This window comes from Shewanella sp. 3_MG-2023 (assembly GCF_030548765.1).
Classification (GTDB): Bacteria; Pseudomonadota; Gammaproteobacteria; order Enterobacterales; family Shewanellaceae; genus Shewanella.
Map to the genome: position 1 here is coordinate 46,734 of NZ_JAUOSH010000005.1, position 21,388 is coordinate 68,121.

At 41.7% G+C, this 21,388-nt stretch carries 15 protein-coding genes; 8 read left to right on the forward strand and 7 right to left on the reverse strand.

Annotated features, from left to right (window positions below):
- Positions 1-131: 131 nt before the first annotated feature.
- From Q4591_RS04185 to Q4591_RS04205, 5 genes are all read right to left on the reverse strand, one after another.
- Complete coding sequence (locus tag Q4591_RS04185; RefSeq protein ID WP_102475330.1) at positions 132-1,337, reverse strand: amino acid permease; 1,206 nt, start codon at positions 1,335-1,337, stop codon at positions 132-134.
- 420 nt (positions 1,338-1,757) lie between these two features.
- A complete protein-coding gene (katB, locus tag Q4591_RS04190) occupies positions 1,758-3,221 on the reverse strand; it encodes a catalase KatB (protein ID WP_303459552.1) in 1,464 nt (487 codons plus the stop codon).
- A 340-nt stretch (positions 3,222-3,561) separates the two neighbouring features.
- Positions 3,562-3,804, reverse strand: coding sequence for a YgjV family protein (locus Q4591_RS04195; protein ID WP_102436761.1), 243 nt, complete (start codon positions 3,802-3,804; stop codon positions 3,562-3,564).
- A 54-nt stretch (positions 3,805-3,858) separates the two neighbouring features.
- The gene (locus tag Q4591_RS04200; protein ID WP_102436759.1) at positions 3,859-4,308 is read right to left on the reverse strand and encodes a PaaI family thioesterase; all 450 of its coding nucleotides are present in this window, start codon (positions 4,306-4,308) and stop codon (positions 3,859-3,861) included.
- 133 nt (positions 4,309-4,441) lie between these two features.
- A complete protein-coding gene (locus Q4591_RS04205) occupies positions 4,442-6,943 on the reverse strand; it encodes a S8 family serine peptidase (protein WP_102519416.1) in 2,502 nt (833 codons plus the stop codon).
- A 680-nt stretch (positions 6,944-7,623) separates the two neighbouring features.
- Between Q4591_RS04205 and Q4591_RS04210 the strand changes: the two genes are divergently transcribed.
- Complete coding sequence (locus Q4591_RS04210; protein WP_102519417.1) at positions 7,624-9,087, forward strand: curlin; 1,464 nt, start codon at positions 7,624-7,626, stop codon at positions 9,085-9,087.
- A 250-nt stretch (positions 9,088-9,337) separates the two neighbouring features.
- Here the strand turns inward: Q4591_RS04210 and Q4591_RS04215 are convergent, their stop codons facing one another.
- Both Q4591_RS04215 and Q4591_RS04220 read right to left on the reverse strand, forming a co-directional pair.
- Positions 9,338-10,003 carry a response regulator transcription factor gene (locus Q4591_RS04215; RefSeq protein ID WP_102436757.1) on the reverse strand — a complete coding sequence of 222 codons (666 nt, stop codon included), beginning with the start codon at positions 10,001-10,003 and terminating at the stop codon, positions 9,338-9,340.
- A gap of 256 nt (positions 10,004-10,259) precedes the next feature.
- Entirely contained in the window at positions 10,260-10,856 is a 597-nt protein-coding gene (locus tag Q4591_RS04220; RefSeq protein WP_102436755.1) for a DUF2238 domain-containing protein, read from the reverse strand.
- 151 nt (positions 10,857-11,007) lie between these two features.
- On the opposite strand from Q4591_RS04220, the gene serA reads away from it, so the two are divergent.
- The 7 genes from serA to Q4591_RS04255 all read left to right on the forward strand — a co-directional run bounded on the left by serA (position 11,008) and on the right by Q4591_RS04255 (position 21,334).
- The gene (serA, locus tag Q4591_RS04225; RefSeq protein WP_102436753.1) at positions 11,008-12,237 is read left to right on the forward strand and encodes a phosphoglycerate dehydrogenase; all 1,230 of its coding nucleotides are present in this window, start codon (positions 11,008-11,010) and stop codon (positions 12,235-12,237) included.
- A gap of 162 nt (positions 12,238-12,399) precedes the next feature.
- Positions 12,400-13,359, forward strand: a complete 960-nt coding sequence (gene ygfZ, locus Q4591_RS04230) for a tRNA-modifying protein YgfZ (protein ID WP_102475336.1) — start codon at positions 12,400-12,402, stop codon at positions 13,357-13,359.
- Positions 13,360-13,564: 205 nt separating this feature from the next.
- Positions 13,565-14,233 (forward strand): ABC transporter ATP-binding protein, encoded by a 669-nt coding sequence (locus tag Q4591_RS04235; RefSeq protein WP_303459558.1) that lies wholly within the window; start codon positions 13,565-13,567, stop codon positions 14,231-14,233.
- A complete protein-coding gene (locus tag Q4591_RS04240; protein WP_102436747.1) occupies positions 14,226-16,769 on the forward strand; it encodes an ABC transporter permease in 2,544 nt (847 codons plus the stop codon). The genes Q4591_RS04235 and Q4591_RS04240 overlap by 8 nt, the downstream gene beginning before the upstream one ends.
- 113 nt (positions 16,770-16,882) lie before the next feature.
- Positions 16,883-17,950: a lipocalin-like domain-containing protein gene (locus Q4591_RS04245; protein WP_102475375.1), complete on the forward strand. Its 1,068-nt coding sequence runs from the start codon at positions 16,883-16,885 to the stop codon at positions 17,948-17,950.
- Positions 17,951-18,323: 373 nt separating this feature from the next.
- Positions 18,324-20,807 (forward strand): nitrate reductase catalytic subunit NapA, encoded by a 2,484-nt coding sequence (gene napA / locus Q4591_RS04250; protein ID WP_303459562.1) that lies wholly within the window; start codon positions 18,324-18,326, stop codon positions 20,805-20,807.
- 101 nt (positions 20,808-20,908) lie between these two features.
- The gene (locus Q4591_RS04255; RefSeq protein ID WP_102436743.1) at positions 20,909-21,334 is read left to right on the forward strand and encodes a nitrate reductase cytochrome c-type subunit; all 426 of its coding nucleotides are present in this window, start codon (positions 20,909-20,911) and stop codon (positions 21,332-21,334) included.
- The last annotated feature ends 54 nt before the right edge of the window (positions 21,335-21,388 follow it).

A 21,388-nucleotide genomic window follows, 5' to 3' on the forward strand; every position in this document is an offset into this window, starting at 1 on the left:
ATGTTCAGATTTAAGGCATAAAAAAGTCAGGCGGATAGCCTGACTTTATCATATTGTTTCTACAAAGAAATAGTCTTTGAAAAATGCCGTTACAAAGCTTATCGACAACACAGCTTCATTTATTGGCTTTTTTAGCTTAAAGCCACCATCAACTGAGCAACCACAATCAACAAACCTAATAGACCTGCGATAGCTAAGGCAAGCTTGCCACCACACACTTCATAGCCACCTAATTGTTGCTTACGCAGTTTTAATGCCATGACTATCGGCAAGAAGATAATCATAACCACTAACGGTATGGCCGCAAAGCCGAGCACTTGGAAAAAGCCATCAGGGTAATATAAAGCACATAATAGTGGCGGCACGAAAGTGACTAACCAAGTTTTAGCACGGCCTGCTTTATCATCTTTTGCTCGGGTTAACTCGGCAACATAGTCAAACAAGCTCATGGTAACGCCTAAGAAAGAAGTCACGAGTGCAAGATTGGCAAATAAATCAATAAACTGACTGACAACCGCTGAGTTAGCTACAGCTTGTAATGCATTAACTAGCGCAGGTAATGACCCTGCAAAACCATTTACCGTTTCACCGCCTAAGGTACCTAAAGTGACCAAAATCCATAAGATATAGCAAACTAGCGGGATAGTAGAGCCAATCAATAGCACTTTTCTTAACGAAACGGCATCACCGTCTAAGTAACGAACAATGGTCGCAATACACACATGGAAACCAAATGAGGTAAATACCACAGGAATAGCCGCTAACCATAAATGGTCAAGCTTATCGCCTTCGGCGACATTGGCTGAAAAATTACTTAATGATGCCACAAGGTTTACTTCAGGTAGCAAAAATGCCACCACTAGAACCAATAACACGATCATCGCGGTAAATAACACCCGAGATACTTTATCAATCCACTTCACGCCAACGGCAATTAGGCCACCAAATACTAACGTAAATAGCAGTACTGACACTTGGTTATTTAAATCGACACCTAATAATGGCTCTAAGCGAGATTCAAGTAGCGATGATCCGCCCATTAGATACACCATGGTCAGGGCAAATAACAAACTTAAAAACGATCCGCCTTGAATAAGTTGACCAACCTTGCCTAAGGTTTTGCCTGTAATGGCGTGGACGTTATCACCCACACCAGTACGTAAGTTAATTTCTAACATTAATAAAGAGGTATAAGCTGATAATCCCCAGATAACTACCAGCAATAAAATCGCAGGCATAATACCTAGCGCTGCGGTAGCAAGTGGTAAAGCTAACATCCCCCCACCAATAGCAGTTCCTGCAACAATGGCGATTGAGCCAAGTATTTTTAAGTTCAAAACATGAGTCCCGTATGGTTTTTATTTATTGGTCGTTTTACCAAGTCTTATTGATATGGTCGATTTCGACAGTAGCAGAAGGAGATTATCACTAGCAAGAGACTTAGGCATTTAAAGGCCTACACGCGCGTTAATAAACAATTACGCAACATATTGATAATTACTTTAACGCAAGGATTTTGCAATGGTGTAGCATTACAGCCATACAAGAGGGTTTTGAGGCTAGCAAACAATTTGAAGAGCGATATTAATTGAGTAATCACATATAAAACTACCCATCAACAAATGAAATGATGAGTAAACTGACTATGCAGGTAAACCAGAACAAGATAAATAAAAAAGGAAGACCTAAGTCTTCCTTTTACATAGTTAACAACAGGTATTTACTTATCTAATACCTTAACAATCAAATTACCAGCATTATGCTTCCAAAAGTGTTTTGATGCGTTGACCATAATCGCTATCAGCTTTTAAGAAATGCTCAACCATTCTCAATTGCACATCTTCACTTGCTTGGCTCAATGTACCTGCAATGGTTTCAACTAAACGCTGCTTTTCTTCTTCACTAAAGATGCGGTACAAATTACCCGCCTGAGTATAGTCATCTTGGTCATAACGGCTATATCTTGCTGCCTCGCCATCCAGTCTTAGTGGCGGCTCAATAAATTGAGACGGCTCTTGAAGTGCTGCCGTTGCAGTGCCTGGGCCGTAATTAGCACTTGAATCTGCACCAGTTTGACTGCCGTTATATGGGCATTGTGTCCCTGCCATAGCCCCTGCACGTTGATGATGGTTAGCTTTAGCGGCATGAGGACAATTTACCGGTAATTGGTTGTAATTAGTCCCAATACGGTAACGCTGAGCATCTGCATAAGAGAACAAACGCGCTTGCAACATTTTATCAGGTGAAGCGCCGACACCAGGAACCAAGTTACTTGGTGCTAATGCAACTTGCTCAACTTCAGCAAAGTAGTTGTCTGGCATACGATTTAACTCAAGTTCGCCAATTTCAATTAATGGATAATCTGCATGTGGCCATACTTTGGTTAAATCGAATGGGTTTATTGCATAATCATTGGCGTCTGCTTCAGGCATTATCTGCACTTTTACAGCCCACTTAGGGAAATTACCATCGGCGATAGCCGCCACCATGTCACGTTGTGACGAGTCCGGATCAATACCTTTTAAAATATCAGCTTGCTCTGCGGTTAAGTTCACCACACCTTGCTGTGATTTAAAGTGGAACTTCACCCAGTAACGCTCACCTTTGGCATTCCATAATGAGAAAGTATGTGAACCATAGCCGTGCATTTGACGGTAATTAGCTGGGATACCGCGATCTGACATTAAAATAGTCACTTGATGCATGGCTTCTGGGTTTAATGACCAGAAATCCCACATTGCTTGCGGATCTTTCAAATTAGTCTGCGGGTTACGCTTTTGGGTATGAATAAAGTCAGGGAATTTAATGCCGTCACGTAAGAAGAATGTCGGGGTGTTATTCCCCACAATGTCATGATTACCGCGGGCAGTATAAAAACGTAAACCAAAACCACGAGGATCACGCTCTGCATCGGCGCTACCCATCTCGCCGCCAACAGTTGAGAAGCGAATAAAGGTCTCAGTTTGCTTGCCCACACCATTAAAGTGATCAGCCAAGGTGAAATCACTTAGGTCTTTAGTTAAGGTAAAAGTACCATAAACACCGGTACCTTTTGCATGTACGACTCGCTCAGGAATACGCTCACGGTTAAAGTGGGCTAATTTTTCAATTAAGTGCCAATCTTGTAATAATAATGGACCACGCTCACCTGCTGATAATGAATTTTGGTCGTCAGCTATTGGGGCACCATTTTGGCTAGTTAAGTAATTGCTATTATCCATTTGTTACTCCTGATTTGCGGCATCTAGCCACTGCTCAATTAAATCAAATACTGTCGCCACGATATTGCTCCTGGCTGTGTTTCATTGAAATCATAATAACCGCAGCGAAAATAAAGTTAAAACGATTAAGATGAATTGCTACAATCTATTTTTACGATTCACTAGCAAAAAAAAATGGCGAAGCATTCGCCTCACCATTTAATGATATTTAAATACAATTGAGTCATTACTGATCTCACACCAAATTAAGTGTAAATATTGCATCAATAGTTTACAAGCTGATTACCTGTGCAACTAGAAGGCAACTATATACGTAGATAAAACGACAAACTTAAAGGGTTTATTCTGATCTAGTTTCAGGTTCTTTATACAGTTTTATTAAATAATAAATATCAATCAATACAATAAAAAAATTCACTAATGCCACTGGGATGGCACCTATCGCCAAACCATAAGCGACAAAAAGCGCTGCACCAATAAGGTTCCACCAGCGTAATTTTTTTATATTAGCCATCATCAATGAAATAGCCACCACGGCAGAGGCTAAATAACCCACCCATTCCCATACTGTTGCAGCTTCCATTTATGATTCCTTTTAAGGGGTTTGACTTTATTCAGTGTAGTTAATAATTGCCTATTAAGCGCTGACTTTTCTAGCTACTACAGCCGCAGTCATCCGAGAAATACAACATAACTCACCTGCAGAATTATTGATTAGCACTTCCCATACTGAGCTACGTTTACCGATATGCACTGCTCTTGCCGTCGCAATTAACTCACCATTTCGTGACGCTTTTAAGTGATTGGCATTAATTTCTTGGCCAACACAATAAAAATGCTTAAAGTCGACCACAAAGTTAGCCGCATAACTGGCAACGGTTTCGGCCAGTGCCACATTCGCGCCGCCATGAACTATGCCTAAAGGGTTATGTACTGAAGGGTTAGCTGGCATAGTCGCCACCATATAATCTGCGCCAATTTCAGTGATTTTAATACCAAGGGTTTTCATTAATGTGCCCTTCCCATGGAGCCCACTATCCATTTTAGCGCAATCTTCAAGGGTGACTTCTCTAAACCAAATACTCATTTATCAACTTCCAGTAATACGTAATTAATTCAGTCTACTGCCAAGCTATTTAACTTTAAAGGATTTCCATAAAAAAGGGATGGCAGCTGCCATCCCTTTTTAAACTTCGTTTTAATTTTTTAGGTTAACACTACTAAAAAATAGCTACGATTGGGTCTGAACATAATGTTGTGTCTGTTTCACAGATTTTATAAGTCACCTCTGCTGGTGCATTAGTGAAACGATCTCGGTAACGGCCATCATTCGACGTTGTTGATACCATTACATCATCACGGTAAATATTAACACTTTCACCGTTTGCACCGCTCCATGATAAGTCCACCGCCGCACTACCACGACGTGAAACCATAGTACGTGTAACTGCAGCGTCTATGCTGTAATCAAATACTTCGATATCCATAGCAGTTGTATCAGTTAAACCTTCACTGTCTGTTACCACCAATGTCACAGAGTAAATTCCACCTGCCGCATAAGCGTATGTAGGATTCATATCTGAAGAGGTAGAACCGTCACCAAAGCTCCATTCATAGCTAACAATGTCATCATTAACGTCTGAACTTAAGTCGGTAAAATCAACCGTTAAGCCATCAATAGCATATTCAAAGCCTGCCACTGGTGCTGTAGGACTCGCATCCCCCAGAGCCGATAAAAGTAAGCCCCAATGATTTAATGAGCCACTATCTCCACCCGCTAAATCACTAACCGTTAATGTCCAAGTACCCAATGCTATTTCACCATTGAATTGCTCAGTTGCCCATGTCTGTACAATATCATCAGCACTGCCACCAGTTTGATTGTGCAACATAGCTTCTGTGCCATTTGGTGATGTTAGTGTTACGACTAAATCTCCTATCCATGTATGGGTAATATCAACATTCACATCAAGGCCAAAGATTTGTAATTCATCCCCGATTTCAATGGTGCTGGTGATAGTAGTATTATCCGAAATATCCACAGGAGTATCATTGCTATAACCAAAATCATTCAATCCCGCAGGATAGACTTCTAGGCTAACAGCTTTACTTTTCGAAGTGATGCCGTCATCAGCATGAACGGTAATGACATAATCTCCCCAAATAGCAGACTCAAGCGTCGCAACATCAAGCGTAAAACTGTCACCGACTACTGCAGTGTTAGCAGAAAGACTAATGCCTTCTAATGCTGGTGATACATCAAATGACAGCGCGACTTGATCATCCCAACCAGCAATACTGCCCAGACTAAAGTCATAACTAACGGCACTGCCAGCTTCAACTGATTGTGAAGATGGCGTGACACTTAACGCAAATGATGGATCTGGATCTGCATCTGCCAGTGCGTTTGCGACATTTAAACGTGTTCCAGCCACTGTTAGGCCAGTCAATGCTGCATTAGCATCACCAGAATCCATTAGTAACTGCTTCATAGTGACAGGGTCAATATCAGGTGCTATTGACCACACAAGTGCTGCAGCGCCGGTGATATGTGGTGTAGCCATTGAAGTACCTGAATAGGTACCATAACTATTTCCAGGAAGGGTTGATAAAATCGCAGAACCAGGCGCGCCCATATCGACACTTGTTAATCCCCATTGAGAAAAACTAGACATATCGTCATTGTGATCGGTACTGGCAATCGACAAAACAACATCAGAGTCATAACTTGATGGATAGTGTGGATTTGCATCATTATCAACAGCGCTATTACCTGCTGCTGCAACAAATAAAATTCCTTCATCACCAGCCGATTCAATAGAATCTTTTAATGCTTGGCTAAATCCGCCGCCGCCCCAAGAATTATTGGTCGCTTTAACATCAACACCATGGTTCACTTTTAAATTAGTGAAATAATCAATACAAGCTATCGCAGCTTCTGTAGAGCCTGTTCCACTATCACTTAAAAATTTACAACCAATGATAGTGACATCCCAGTTAACCCCAACAACACCTACGCCATCATTACCTTGTGCGCCAATAGTTCCTGAGACATGGGTACCATGACCATTGCCATCCATTGGATCACCAGTTCCGGTAATAGCGTTAAAGCCATTAACATCATCAATGACACCATTGTTATCATCATCAATGCCATTTCCGGGTATTTCATTAGGGTTAACCCAAAGGTTTGCAACTAGATCTGGATGATTATAATCAACACCAGTATCAATTACACCAATAACCACATTTTCACTACCTGTAGTAGTGTCCCAAGCGGTAACGGCATCGATATCAGCACCAGAAACACCACCAGTTTGACCGGTATTATTTAAGCCCCATAACTCCACGAAATTTGGATCGTCTGGCATACCAATTGCCGTATAAGTATAATTAGGTTCGGCATATTTTACTGCTGGATGCTTACTAATTAACTTAATTGCACTTTCAACATTACTACCGCTTTTAAGTGATAACTTAGCCAATCTTCCAGATAATAGGTATTTAAACTTATCATCTATACCATCAGCATTTTTATCTGTGACTGTTCCTGCGACTAGATTTTGCGCTGACAACCGTTCAAAGATTGACACATTTTCTTTATAAACAACGAGAATTTCATCTTTTTTATACTTTACACTTTCTTGAGCAATAACAGGGCTTGCGTTTAACGCAAATAGAGATGTTACTGCTAATGCAATTGGGGACATTTTGTTAATCATGATGTGGCTTCCTATCTTCCATTAATAATTCCCGGAACCGGTAATGCAGCACCTGTAGCTTTTCCATTAGCTATTTTTAAAAGCGAGTTGATTTTCCACGAAGTGAAACCCGGAATTTGTTGTTGCCATCAAATTGTTGCCACAAGCTGTATAACAATAAAAGGACTGAAACTTTAATTAGTAAGTAACTACTAGGCTTATTCGACTAGTCAATATTAGTGGTAAGCGAAAACAGCAAAATATAAGCATGATATTCAGTAACTTAAACCTTTGTAGCACTAAAGGTTTAATCTTAACCCCCTAAAAAAACTAACCTTTTATACGATTGAGAAAAATCAATGGGCACCGTAAGTTAATCTTGTAACGCGCTGCATCAGCAGAATCATTTGAAATTCTACCAACCTAAAACCAAACAGTTTTAGGGTTAATAATCATAAACTTAAAAGCAAACCCTGCTCTTAAGTTATTGGTGTTTATTGAGGGTTTATAGTGCTTCAAATACTGTTAGATCTTTAAAAGTTCACGCTGAAGTTACTTCTTGATCGCATATTAGTACTCAGTTACCTAAAGCTAAATTATGCACTTTGGCGACACAATGAGTTAACTAGGAAGCGAAATACTTTATCAAACGATTATTTTCTAATCATCAGATAAATCTATATTTAAACAGGGAGCGTAGAATGAAATCGCAAAAGAAATTATCGTTAGTATCACTTGCTATTGCAGCAAGCTTAGCATTACCCGTTTCAGCAGCAGGGCTTTCATTACCAGAGGTGACAGCTGCAGAGAAATCGGCATTCGCTTCGAATACTAACGCAACAGTAACTCAAACGGGCATGGAGCAGGATGCCACAGTAAGCCAAACTGGCACGCGTCATATTTCAACCGTGACACAAATTGGTGATTTACAGTTTGCCGAGGTAACCCAGCAAGGGGACTGGCAAGAATCTTATATTAGCTCTGAAGGTAATGGAAACTCTGTCATTACTAACCAGGTTGATGATTGGCATATTTCAAACGTTGGCATCATAGGTGACCAAAACCAAGTTACTATTCAGCAGGCTGACTTTTATAACACTAGTGACGTATCGCTAACGGGTAATAGTAACACTGCTGATGTTATTCAAGATGGAGCTCAAAACGAAAGTATCATCGAAGTTATTGGTAATGAAAACGCTGCAGAAGTAACCCAGTACGGTGCGATTAACTTAGCGGTATTCGCTGTTGAAGGTAATAGTAATAGTGCAACCATAATGCAAGATGGTGTAAATAACCAAGCAGGTATCGTTTCCGACTCAGGCAGCCTAAATGCTGGCGATGGTAATGAACTATTTGTAAACCAACTTGGTGATAACAACTTTGGTGCTGCTTTAGGTGTATTTGGTGATAATAATACATTCGATTTTAGCCAAACAGGCGATGATAACACTGCTGTAGTAGCAAGCTTATCAGGCTCTTTAAATGATATTACTATCGACCAAACTGGCATTAATAACGGCGCAACAATAGAGTTTTCTTTTGGAGACGATAATGACGTTACTATTAGTCAAGATGGTTTTGGTAACCAAGTGGGCGGCGCTAATATTGCTATTTTAAATGGCTCGCTTAACGATATTGAAGTCGTACAAACTGGTGATGCCAATTTAACTGAGTTTATTGTTTATGGTGATGAGAATGTTATATCTGTAGATCAAAGTGGTGCAGATAACTACACTGCTTTTGTAGCTGATGGCTTCTATAATGAGGTCACTATCACTTCCTCAGGTGAACTTAACTTTGCATATTCAGAAACCGTTGGAGATAACAATACAGTTGATATGAGCCAAACAGGCAATGATAACGAAGCCGTTATTTCAAATGTCGGTTCAAATCAGACTGTTGATATCAGCCAAGAAGGTGATTTTAACTTAACTGATATAGTCGCCTTTGGTGATGACCACTCAATTACCGTTTCTCAGCTAGGCGACGGTAACTGGGTTGGTGGAGATGATGGTTACTTTGCAATTGATGGTACTATGAATACATTAAATGTAACCCAAATTGGTAATGATAATACGGTTACAGGCATGCAAATTGGCACTAATGATATTGCCACTGTAGTCCAAACCGGAAACTTTAATTCTGCAGCAATTTACCAGAATTAATTTATAGAAAATTTTCTTACTGAATATAGGGAGCACATTGCTCCCTATATATTTACTTTAATATCTCCTCCACTGGCAAAGCTTATTGTTTTCATTACGTTAAGCTAATTCTGTGCAATTTTATGACATAAGCTCATAAATTAATTTTACACGATGAAATAATTGCCGAAACAAACAAAAAAACCAGTTACAACTAGCAACTGGCTTAATAACATCTCTAAATTATTTTAAAACGGGTAAATAACCTAAGTTAAGCGAACTCAAAATGGGCTTGATAAGTTTGTGCCCAACGCAGTAACTCGACCCGATTGCGAGATTGGGTTTTCCTAAAGATGGAAGAGATATGTGCCTTTACCGTGTGCTCACTAATGCAAAGCCTGTGGGCTATTTCTTTATTCCTTGCACCGCTTGAAACTAGCTGAATAATGGTTCTTTCACGATTAGTGAGCATTTGCAGCATTGCGATAGTATCTGGGGGGATTTCTGTATTAGCATCAAGTTTTTGTACTAGTCGGCGGAAAATTTTGCTAATTAGCGGTCGATCATACCAAAGCTCATCAGCTACCATTTTACGTAACCCGGTCAACATTAAATCCATACGTTGGTCGGCATAAAGTAAGCCTCTTACACCTAACAATAGTGCAGACTCCTGATCTAACGAGCCCCGTTCAACTTGATATAAAGCGACAGGGACATGATTAACTAGCCGTGATACCAACAGCGGAATGCCTTTGCTATCCAGCGCGGCCCCCTTTTGGGCGATCAAATAGAAACAATTAGTATTATGTTCTACTTCAAGTTCACTAGGGTGTTTCACTACCCTGGTTTTTAACCCTATCGACTCAGCTAAAATAGCCAAGTTGCAAGGCGCTGCAACCTGGTGTAAGAAGACTAATTCATCAATATTCGAATTCATCACTTTTCTCCCTGAAAAGTATTCTGTATCTCTCGGCTATACGAGTTTCTTCCTGAAACATTGATAACATAATAACAACATAATGCAATAATAGTACATTTTAACTAGCCCATAAGGCATTTTAACTAGTCTATAAAGTATTTCTGCAATACTTAAGTACTCATTAATAGATTAAGTGCTCGCAAACCAAGCCGTTACCAAAAATAAAACAAGTAAAAATAAACTTAACAGTCACAAGATCTATAAATGTAGCTGATTAAAGTGATGCTAACTGCTTATTATGTACCTTTGTGAGCAAGACTAATGCACTAATACCACCTATAAGTGCCATAAACATATCTGACTGTGTATCCCACACATAGCCTTGAGTGCCTAAAAACGCCTCCGCATTCTCACCTGTTGCAGCTGCAACCCACCACTCAATAAGTTCGTAAAAAGCAGAAAATGCCAATACAAAACAAACTGATAGAAACTGACACCAATAGCCCGGTTGTAAGACGTGATTTCTTAGCATCACCTCTCTTGCCAGTATGACCGGAATAAACCCCTGAGCAAGATGGCCGATTTTGTCATAATTATTACGTTCGCTACCCATCACATCAGCCAACCAATCAAACAGTGGTACTTCGGCATAGGTATATTTAGCTCCGACCATGAGCACGCAGCAATGTAACAAAATCAATAAGTAAGCTAAGGGTGTTAGGGGGAATTTATTACGGGTAAAAAATAAGATGGGTAAGGCGATTAATGCTGGCAGTGCTTCTAACCACCAAGTAAACATATCTTTAGGTGAACTCACCGACCAAACGAGCACGACAGCAAAAATAACCACCCATATAACTTTCTTATTCACTATACATTCCCTTTAGATGATATTGTTCTAAACCAAGATCACAGTCTTTAGCCATCTAGCCCTCTACAATGGCAATAAATAATGCTATTTTGGTTGCGCATTAATGTCAGCATAACATAAGCATAACTATTGATAAGAGGGTACCCACACCATGGCAAAACACTCGCTTGACAAGGATAAGATTAAAATCCTGCTGTTGGAGGGCGTCCACCAAACTGCAGTCGATGTACTTAAGCGTGCAGGTTATACCAATATTGAATATCACAAAGCTTCCCTTCCTGAAGACCAGTTGCTGCGCTCAATTAAAGATGCTCACTTTGTCGGCCTGCGCTCGCGCACCCAATTAACCGCTGAAGTGTTGAACCATGCTGAAAAACTAGTCGCGATTGGCTGTTTCTGTATTGGTACTAACCAAGTTGATATTGCCGCTGCTGAGAAGTTAGGCGTACCCGTTTTTAATGCGCCATTCTCAAACACTCGCAGTGTTGCTGAGCTAGTGTTAGGTGAGATCATCATGCTGATGCGCGGTATTCCTCAGCGTAACGCCCTTGCCCACCGTGGCGGTTGGTTAAAAAGTGCCAATGGTAGCTATGAAGTGCGCGGTAAAACCTTAGGGGTCATTGGTTACGGCCATATAGGTACTCAGCTGGGTATTTTGGCTGAAACCCTCGGTATGCGGGTGGTATTTTTCGATATTGAAGACAAGTTGCCACTGGGTAATGCCAGCCAAATCCATTCAATGGAAACACTATTGAATGAAGCAGACGTTATCAGCTTGCATGTACCAGAAACTGCGCAAACTAAAAATATGATTGGTGCGACAGAGTTTGAACAAATGCGTTCAAAAAGCTTTTTTATCAATGCATCACGGGGCACTGTGGTTGATATTGATGCGCTTTCTGATGCCCTAAAGTCAGGCCATATTGCAGGCGCTGCAATTGATGTATTCCCAGTTGAGCCTAAGTCAAATGATGACGAATTTATTAGCCCACTACGTGGACAAGATAACGTCATTATTACCCCGCATATTGGTGGTAGTACTGCTGAAGCTCAAGAAAATATCGGTATTGAAGTCGCGGGTAAGCTGGCTAAATATTCTGATAATGGCTCAACTGTGTCTGCGGTTAACTTCCCTGAAGTGTCATTGCCACAACATAAAGGCACCTCGCGCTTATTGCATGTTCACCACAACCGTCCAGGTGTGTTGATTAAAATTAACCAAGCGTTTTCAGAAAAAGGCATTAACATTGCTGCGCAATATCTACAAACGACTGCAGATATTGGTTACGTGGTCATGGAAGTCAATTCAAACCAAGCCGAACAAGCGCTGGGCGAGTTAAAAGCAATTGAAGGTACTATTCGTACCCGCGTATTGTTTTAATTCAAGCTAAGTCGGTGAACGATTTAACCTTAGGCTTATCACGCAGTTAAATTGTGAATTAAAGCTATCTTCAATTAATTGAAGATAGCTTTTTCTTTTGAGCCTCACTGAATTCCGTTACACTCAAAGCTTATCTTTGTTGCTCACCTTAGGGATCATTTTATGACACTCGCAACCACACAGCCAAACTGGGATTACTTAACTTCAACGCCCGACTTACTGGTTTCAAACTTAAGCCACTTAGGTTTAATTGAAGTGACCGGTGAGCAAGGTAAAACCTTTATTCACGGCCAAGTCACTACCGATATCGTATCGCTGACAGAAACTCAGTGGCGCTGGGGCGCACATTGCGATCCTAAGGGTAAGATGATTGCTAGCTTTAGAACCTACACAATTGCTGAAAGCCTTTTTATTTTAATGCCAGCATCAGTATTACCGCTAAGTTTGGCCTCATGGCAGAAATATGCGGTGTTCAGTAAAGCGGAATTAACTGATGTCACTGCTAAGCAAGTTATTTTAGGCTTTGCTGGTACGAAGGCTGCAGAGTTTATTGAGCAGCAATTTGGACGGATTGAACATGAAGTTACTCACGCTGAAGGCGCTATTATTTTAAAAGATGCTGAGCGCTTCATAGTGATTACATCAGCTGAAAAAGCGCAGCAATTAGTCACAGCTTCAAATCAACCACTATCTAGCCACCAAGCTTGGCAAGCATTAGAAATTCAAGCCGGTTACGCCAATATTGACGACAACCACAGCAGTGAGTTTGTACCACAAATGTGTAATATACAGGCGGTAAACGGTATTAGTTTTGAAAAAGGCTGCTACATGGGCCAAGAAACCATTGCCAGAATGAAGTACCGCGGTGGTAATAAACGCGCCCTGTATATTCTATCCGGTAGTGCCTCTGAAACTGTCAGCAGTGAAACTCAAATTGAAATTGCCTCAGAAGATGGCTTTCTTCGAGCGGGTAAAGTTATCGAAGCGGTTGAATTTAATGGCCAAGTGCTATTAACCGCAGTATTGGCTAACGATACGCCAAATGATGCAAAACTAAGAGTAAAAAATGACAACCAAAGTGAGCTAGTGGTGAAGCCGCTACCTTATTCGTTAGAAGATTAACTTAAACGGTTATATGGGTTAAAGCCAACAAAGGCTGCTAACCGTAACATTAAATAAAGGCTGATGGATGAGGTTACTTCTCATTCTTCAGCCTTTTTTATTATTTCAAAATCAACATATAAACGGGTTATTTCAATGAAAAGTCGATCTAAGTAATTTTATTTGTCGTATGATGATGTAATTACAAGTAATACCAGAGACGCTAATGACAGCAGTGATCACCCAACTATCGCAAGTATCCAAAGGCTTTAACGATGGCGATAGACTCCATCAGGTGCTTAACTGTGTCGATTTATCCCTGCATCGTGGTGATACCATTGCGCTAACCGGCCCCAGCGGCACGGGCAAAAGCACCCTACTTAATATCATTGCCGGTTTTGAGAAAATTGATTCTGGTCAGTTACAACTCATGAACCAACAAGCAGCGCAGTGGCAAGATAGTCAATGGAGCCAGTTTAGGCGCGCCCAACTTGGTATTGTCTTCCAACAATTCAACTTACTCACCCCGCTTAATGTTATCGATAATATCCGTTTTGTATTACAGCTTAATAATCAAAAGTGGAGTGATTGGGGCGATGAGCTTATTACGCAGCTTGGGATTAGTGACATTTTTACAAGACCTGTTGAAACCTTATCGGGTGGTCAGCAGCAACGCGTTGCCATTGCCAGAGCGTTAATCCACAAACCGGCATTATTACTAGCAGACGAGCCAACCGGTAATTTAGATGAAGCTGCAGGTCAGCAAGTAATGGAGCTAATGTGCCAGCTTACCATGGCTGCAAATACCACGGTGTTGATGGTAACCCACAGTGAAACCTGTGCGGGCTATATGAAACGCAGGTGGCATTTAGAAAAAGGCCATATTCATGAGTAATCAGGCTCAAGACATCACTGTCAAACAATGGCTGTTGTCACTAAAAATCTTCTTTGCCCACTACCGCCATTCGCCATTACAAGCTGGTGCCATTCTTCTCGGTATCCTCCTCGCAGTCACCTTGCTAATAGGCGTCAAGTCTACCAATGAAAATGCAGTAAGAAGTTACAGCGAAGCCACCGAACTATTAAGTCAACGGGCAAGCTTGTTGATCACCCCAGCCGCAGGGCAACAACTCATTAATGAGCAGGTCTATTTCCGATTGCGTCAAAGCGGGATCAGTAATGCTTTAGCTGTGATTAATGGCCTTGCAGTCGACGATAAAGGGCGGCGCTGGCAAATTCAAGGCAGCGATTTATTTGCTGCAGTTAACTTACAAAACCATTCATCTGAAGCTCAAACGAATACCAACAGCAAAACGCCCATTAATATTCCACTGGATAAGCTATTAGCAGGCAGCAATGTGTTGTTAATGAGCCAATCCCTAGCGGATAACATAGCAAAAGACGGGTGGTTTTATTTACAAAACCCACAAGATAAAGCCGCTAACACTATCAAGCTCGAAGTGATCAGTGTCGATGATGATTATGGCTTAGGTAATGCCATTGTCGCTGATATCTCTTTAGCGCAAATCCTATTAGACCAACCCAATAAGCTGTCTTATATTGCTTTGTTTGATCCTGCTGAGCCACTGATTGAGCAAATCAATAGTCAAAATCTATTACAGCAACAGGCGAGTATTACAGAACAAGATCAAGGCCAGGCGCTACAAGAGCTTACCCGTAGTTTTCACTTAAACCTTAACGCCATGAGTATGCTGGCTTTTGTGGTAGGGCTATTTATCGCTTATAACGGCGTGCGCTACAGTTTGATGAAGCGGCAAAAATTATTAGTACAATTACTGCAATTAGGGATTAATAAGCATAATGTGATGCTAGCACTGGTCGCTGAGCTCATTGTGCTGGTGATCATTGGTGCAAGCTTAGGCTTTATTCTGGGGCTGCAACTCAGCGTCTGGCTACAACCTATGGTCGCCATGACACTAGAGCAGCTTTATGGCGCTCGGCTAATGCCCGGCAACTGGCAATGGCAGTGGTTTGCCCAAGCCATAGTGTTAACCTTGTTTGCCGGTTTACTCGCCTGCCTACCACTGTATCGACAATTAACGCAACAACCCCTCGCCCGAGCTGGCACCAAACATAATCAAGCAAGCAGTTTGCTGGTCACCCAACGCTGGTTGTTTGCCATCGCGATAGTGGCATTAACCATTTGCGCTGCACTGTTTCCGTTTACTGAGCAATATCAATTTAGCCTCGCACTGATGGGGATTGTTATTGTCGCTATCCCACTATTGCTGCCATTAACACTGCATTATGTCAGTAGTAGTTTGGCTAAGTATTTTCCGGCAGGATTATGGCAATACATGATGGCAGAAACCAAAGAGTTAATCGGGCCGTTATCGTTAGCCATGATGGCGATGCTATTGGCGCTAACCGCGAACATTTCGATGAATACCCTAGTGGGCAGTTTTGAAGTCACCTTAAAAACCTGGCTTGAAAGCCGCCTTCATGCAGATTTATACATGCGCCCGTCAAGCGAAAACATCACTGATATTGCGTCTTTCTTAGAGAAGCAGCCTAAGGTCACTGGTATATATTCACAGTGGACAGTAAATAGCAGTTATCAAAATATGCCCGTTGAACTTGTGAGTCGCGATTTGTATTCAACTAAGATTGTCAGTTCGCTAAAACAGCAATCAGATGACTTCTGGGCTGAATTTACTCAGGGTAATCAGTTGATGATAAGTGAGCCCATTGCGATTAAATACAAGTTACAAATTGGCGATAGCTTTACATTGCCAATCATGTCAGCAAAAACGAATCAACACCCCGTGACCATTGGCGCTATCTTCTTTGATTATGGTAACCCTAAGGGTCAGGTCGTAATTGGTAATACACTATGGCAACAATTACAATTGCCCAAGCAAGCTAAAAGTATCGCTGCCAGCTATGATGGCGATATAAACGAGCTTGAACAATCACTCGTTAATAGCAAGCTAATTTCAACAGCGCAAATGTATAACCAAGCCAAAATTAAGCAGCAAGCCATAGCCATGTTTAAGCAAACCTTTTCTATCACCATGGTGCTCAATAGCCTCACCTTAATGGTGGCTGCCATTGGATTATTCAGTGCATGCTTAATGCTAACCCAAGCCAGACAAGCACCACTAGCCAAACTATATGCCCTTGGGGTGAGCAAAGCACGCTTGCGCTTTATGATGTTCATTCAAATGCAGTTTATTGTATTACTCACCTGTTTAGTGGCGCTGCCAACAGGTGCTGTACTGGGTTACTTACTGATCAACAAAGTCACTTTACAAGCCTTTGGTTGGAGTATTGCCATGCTATGGGATTGGCAAGCTTATGCCCGAGTGGTGTTAATTGCGCTGTCTACCAGCGCCGTTGCCATCGCGATCCCACTTTACTGGCAAACCCGTAAATCACTTATTCATAACCTTCAGCAAGAGGCTTTATAATGTATAACGCCCCGATAACCAGCGCCATCAAAAAGCGACAGATTGACCCAGTGCTAAAGCTACGACAGTCAGCTTTTATCGCAATATGGTTACTGTTAGCTTGTCTGAGCCAAATGGGTTGTCAGCCTAATTCAACAGCAGAGTCAGATAACAAAGCCAGTATGGGCAGCCTATTAACGCAAGACGCTGACAGCCTTGAGCAATACGCCAAAGTACTGCCAGATCATCAACTCAATTTCCCGCAAGATCATTTAAGCCATGATAAATTTAGGCAAGAGTGGTGGTATTTAACGGCCAATATGACCACTGAGGCGGGTGAAGAGCTAGGGCTTCAATGGACTCAATTCAGAATTGCGTTGTCTGCTGCTGATACTGCCGCGCCAAACAACTGGGCTACTAATCAAATGTTTATGTCACACGCTGCATTAACCTCAGCATCCAAGCATCAAGCCAAAGAGAAATGGTCTCGCGCCCATCCACAACTGGCTCATGTTAGCTCTAACCCTCTCACCATCGTGTTAGATGACTGGCAGTGGCGCAGTGAAACAAATGCGTTATTTCCGGCAAATTTAACGGTTAACACTGAAAAATTTGGCTACCAATTATCATTAACCAGTAACGCGCCAATGAACCTACAAGGCGATAACGGCTACAGTATTAAAAGCCCTAACGGCGAAGTTGCTTCTTACTATTACAGCCAGCCTTTTATTGATTTAACAGGTTCTATTAACCGTGATGGTAAAACTGAAATAGTCACAGGAAAGGCTTGGCTTGATAGGGAGTGGAGCTCGCAATTCCTTACTAAAAGCCAGCAAGGCTGGGACTGGTTTTCTATTCGCTTAGATGATGGCTCTGCGCTAATGCTTTTTCAACTAAGAAACAGTAATAGTGAGGCCTTTTTTAGTGCCCGCAGAATGTTTTTCGACGGTAACGGCAGAAATATTAATAGTAAGTCACACCCAAACGACATAAAAGTTACCCCGCTTAGCTGGCAACAAACTGACAGTGGTCGCTATCCAATTAGTTGGCAGGTTAGCATTACTAGCGAAGATATTGATGTCACCGTTAAAGCACTTAACCCCAACAGTGATATGCCACTGACAATCTCTTATTGGGAAGGCCCGATCAGCGTATCAGGCAGTCATTCTGGTAATGGATATATGGAGCTAACGGGCTATTAGCACCATTGATGTTCAAAGTTAATTTTGCCTCTTCCTCGCTTTTTAAAGCCTATAGAAGCTGCTACTTCTATAGGACGGATTTATCTATATCTGTCCTATACTTTTACCATTAACTATCAATAATCCGTAAGAATTAAATTTACATTTGCTAATTAAGTAATTGAGCAAATTGAAAAATGTGCTTTAGATCACACTTACTAGTGTGATCTACAGCAATAAACAGCCCGTATACTCAGTCTGGGGTATACCCATGAAAAATGCGCGGTTTAGACTCAATGATAGTTAAGTTTTTTGTTAATAAAAACCTTGGTAAATAAAAACAAAGATAGTTTTAAAAATACTGTCTACATACATTTAAGAGTGAGGAAACACCATGAGCATAAGCCGTCGCGAGTTTCTAAAAGCCAATGCAGCTACCGCAGCCGCTTCGGCAGTTGGACTTGCTTTACCAATAAAAATGGTTCAAGCAGAAGAGCAGTCTGCAGAAATAAAATGGGACAAAGCCCCTTGTCGTTTCTGTGGTGTGGGTTGTAGTGTTTTAGTGGGTACCAAAGGTGGCAAAGTTGTTGCGACTCAGGGCGACCCAGAAAGCCCAGTCAACAAAGGTCTTAACTGTGTTAAGGGCTACTTCCTCTCTAAAATTATGTACGGCAAAGACCGCCTTACGTCGCCATTATTAAGAATGAAAGATGGCAAGTATGACAAAGAAGGTGAATTTACCCCAGTAAGCTGGGATGTTGCCCTTGATACCATGGCTGACAAGTGGAAAGCCAGTATTGCCAAAAAAGGCCCTACATCGGTAGGTATGTTTGGCTCGGGCCAATGGACTATCTGGGAAGGCTACGCGGCATCTAAATTACACAAAGCGGGCTTCCTTACCAACAACATCGATCCTAATGCCCGTCACTGTATGGCATCTGCGGTAGCTGGATTCATGCGTACCTTTGGTATTGATGAGCCAATGGGTAGCTATGATGACTTCGAAGCTGCAGATCACTTCGTGCTTTGGGGCGCCAATATGGCAGAAATGCACCCTATTCTATGGTCACGCTTAACTGACCGTCGTTTAAGCCATGAAGGCAGTAAAGTCCATGTGTTATCGACATTTGAAAACCGCAGCTTCGAACTTGCCGACAACCCTATGGTATTTAAGCCGCAATCTGACTTAGTTATCTTGAACTTCATTGCCAATTATATCATCCAAAACGATGCGGTTAATAAAGACTTCGTCAGCAAGCATACTAACTTCGCAGAAGGTGTGACTGATATCGGTTACGGTCTTCGCCCTGAGCATCCTCTAGAGCAGAAAGCGAAAAACCCAGGTAACGGCAAATCTAAGCCTATCTCTTTTGAAGAATACGCAAAATTTGTCAGTACTTATACTGCTGAATACGCATCTGAAATGAGTGGCGTACCAGTTGAAAACCTTATCGAAATGGCAAAAGCGTATGCTGATCCTAACATCAAGATCATGAGCTTATGGACTATGGGTATTAACCAACATACTCGTGGTGTGTGGGCAAACAACATGCTTTATAACATTCACTTGTTAACAGGTAAAATTGCCACGCCAGGTAACAGCCCGTTCTCATTAACAGGTCAACCTTCAGCTTGTGGTACAGCACGTGAAGTGGGTACTTTCTCGCATCGTTTGCCTGCAGACATGGTTGTAGCAAACCCTAAACATCGCGCAATCACTGAAAAGTTATGGCAGCTACCTGAAGGCACGATTCCGCCAAAACCTGGCTACCATGCTGTACTTCAAAGCCGTATGCTGAAAGATGGCAAACTAAACTGTTACTGGACTATGTGCACCAATAACATGCAAGCAGGTCCAAACATTAACGATGAAATTTACCCAGGTTTCCGCAACCCAGAAAACTTCATTGTGGTATCAGACCCATACCCAACAGTGACAGCAACAGCTGCTGACTTGATTCTTCCTACTGCGATGTGGGTAGAAAAAGAAGGTGCTTACGGTAACGCTGAGCGCCGTACTCATATGTGGCATCAACAAGTTAAAGCCCCTGAAGGCGCTAAGTCTGACTTATGGCAGCTTGTTGAGTTCTCTAAGCGCTTCAAAGTTTCTGAAGTTTGGCCTGCAGAGTTAATTGCTAAAAAGCCTGAGTATGCAGAAAAAACCTTATATGACATCTTATTTGCTAACGGTGTCGTTGATAAATTCCCGTCATCAGAGTGTAAAGGTGACTACAACGATGAAAACGATGCATTCGGCTTCTACCTGCAAAAAGGGTTATTTGAAGAGTATGCTCAATTTGGTCGTGGACACGGTCATGATTTAGATGCATTTGACAACTATCATGAAAACCGCGGTAAACGTTGGCCTGTAGTCAATGGTACCGAGACGGTTCGTCGTTTCGTTGAAGGAAGCGACCCTTACGTTAAAGCTGGTGAAGGTTATAACTTCTACGGTAAGCCTGACGGACGCGCAGTGATTTTTGCACTGCCATTTGAGCCCGCTGCTGAAGAGCCAAATGAAGAGTTTGACTTATGGATGTCTACAGGTCGCGTACTTGAGCATTGGCATACTGCAAGTATGACAGCTCGTGTACCTGAGCTGCATAAATCATACCCTGATGCACAGGTATTCATGCACCCTAAAGACGCGAGTAGTCGTGGCCTGAAAAATGGTGATGAAGTGAAAGTGATTTCTCCACGTGGTGAAGTGAAAACGCGTGTTGAAACTAAAGGCCGTAACAAGCCACCTGTCGGCGTGGTGTTTATGCCATTCTTTGATGCTAGACAGCTGGTCAACAAATTATTACTTGATGCTACTGATCCGTTATCGAAAGAAACAGATTTCAAGAAGTGTCCAGTGAAGATTGTTAAAGCCTAATTTGACTTACAGTGATGCTGAAAACAAATTTAGCATCACTGAATCACTATTTATCTCTATCCATTTAATCAAAAAATAATGGATATGAAGGAGTGTAAACCATGAAGAAATTACTTAGCCTTGCTGCGATAGTGCTCAGTCTTAGCGCATGCTCAGGTCAACAAGCAGCAGAAACTGCTGCACCAGTAAATGTAAAATCACTAGCTGGTGATGTACAGATTACTGACACCATTCCTGCAGATGCAAAAGCGACTTACCCAAGCCGCGGAACTGCGATTGAAAGAACATTTGTGCATCAACCACCTATGATCCCCCATAGAGATAGTTATCCTATCACTATGAAAAAGAATGGTTGTTTAACGTGTCACAGTACTGAAAAGGCAGCGCGCATGAAAGCCACGCCAATCGACAAGTCACACGTAAAAGCCGATGGAAAATTTGACGATAAATATTATTTTTGTGTTCAGTGCCATGTTGCACAAGCAGATAATAAAGAAGCATTAGTTGAGAATTACCACACAAACTAAGCTTCTACATCCAGCTTGATATCGATGTAAAATAAAAATGCCACTGGATCTCAG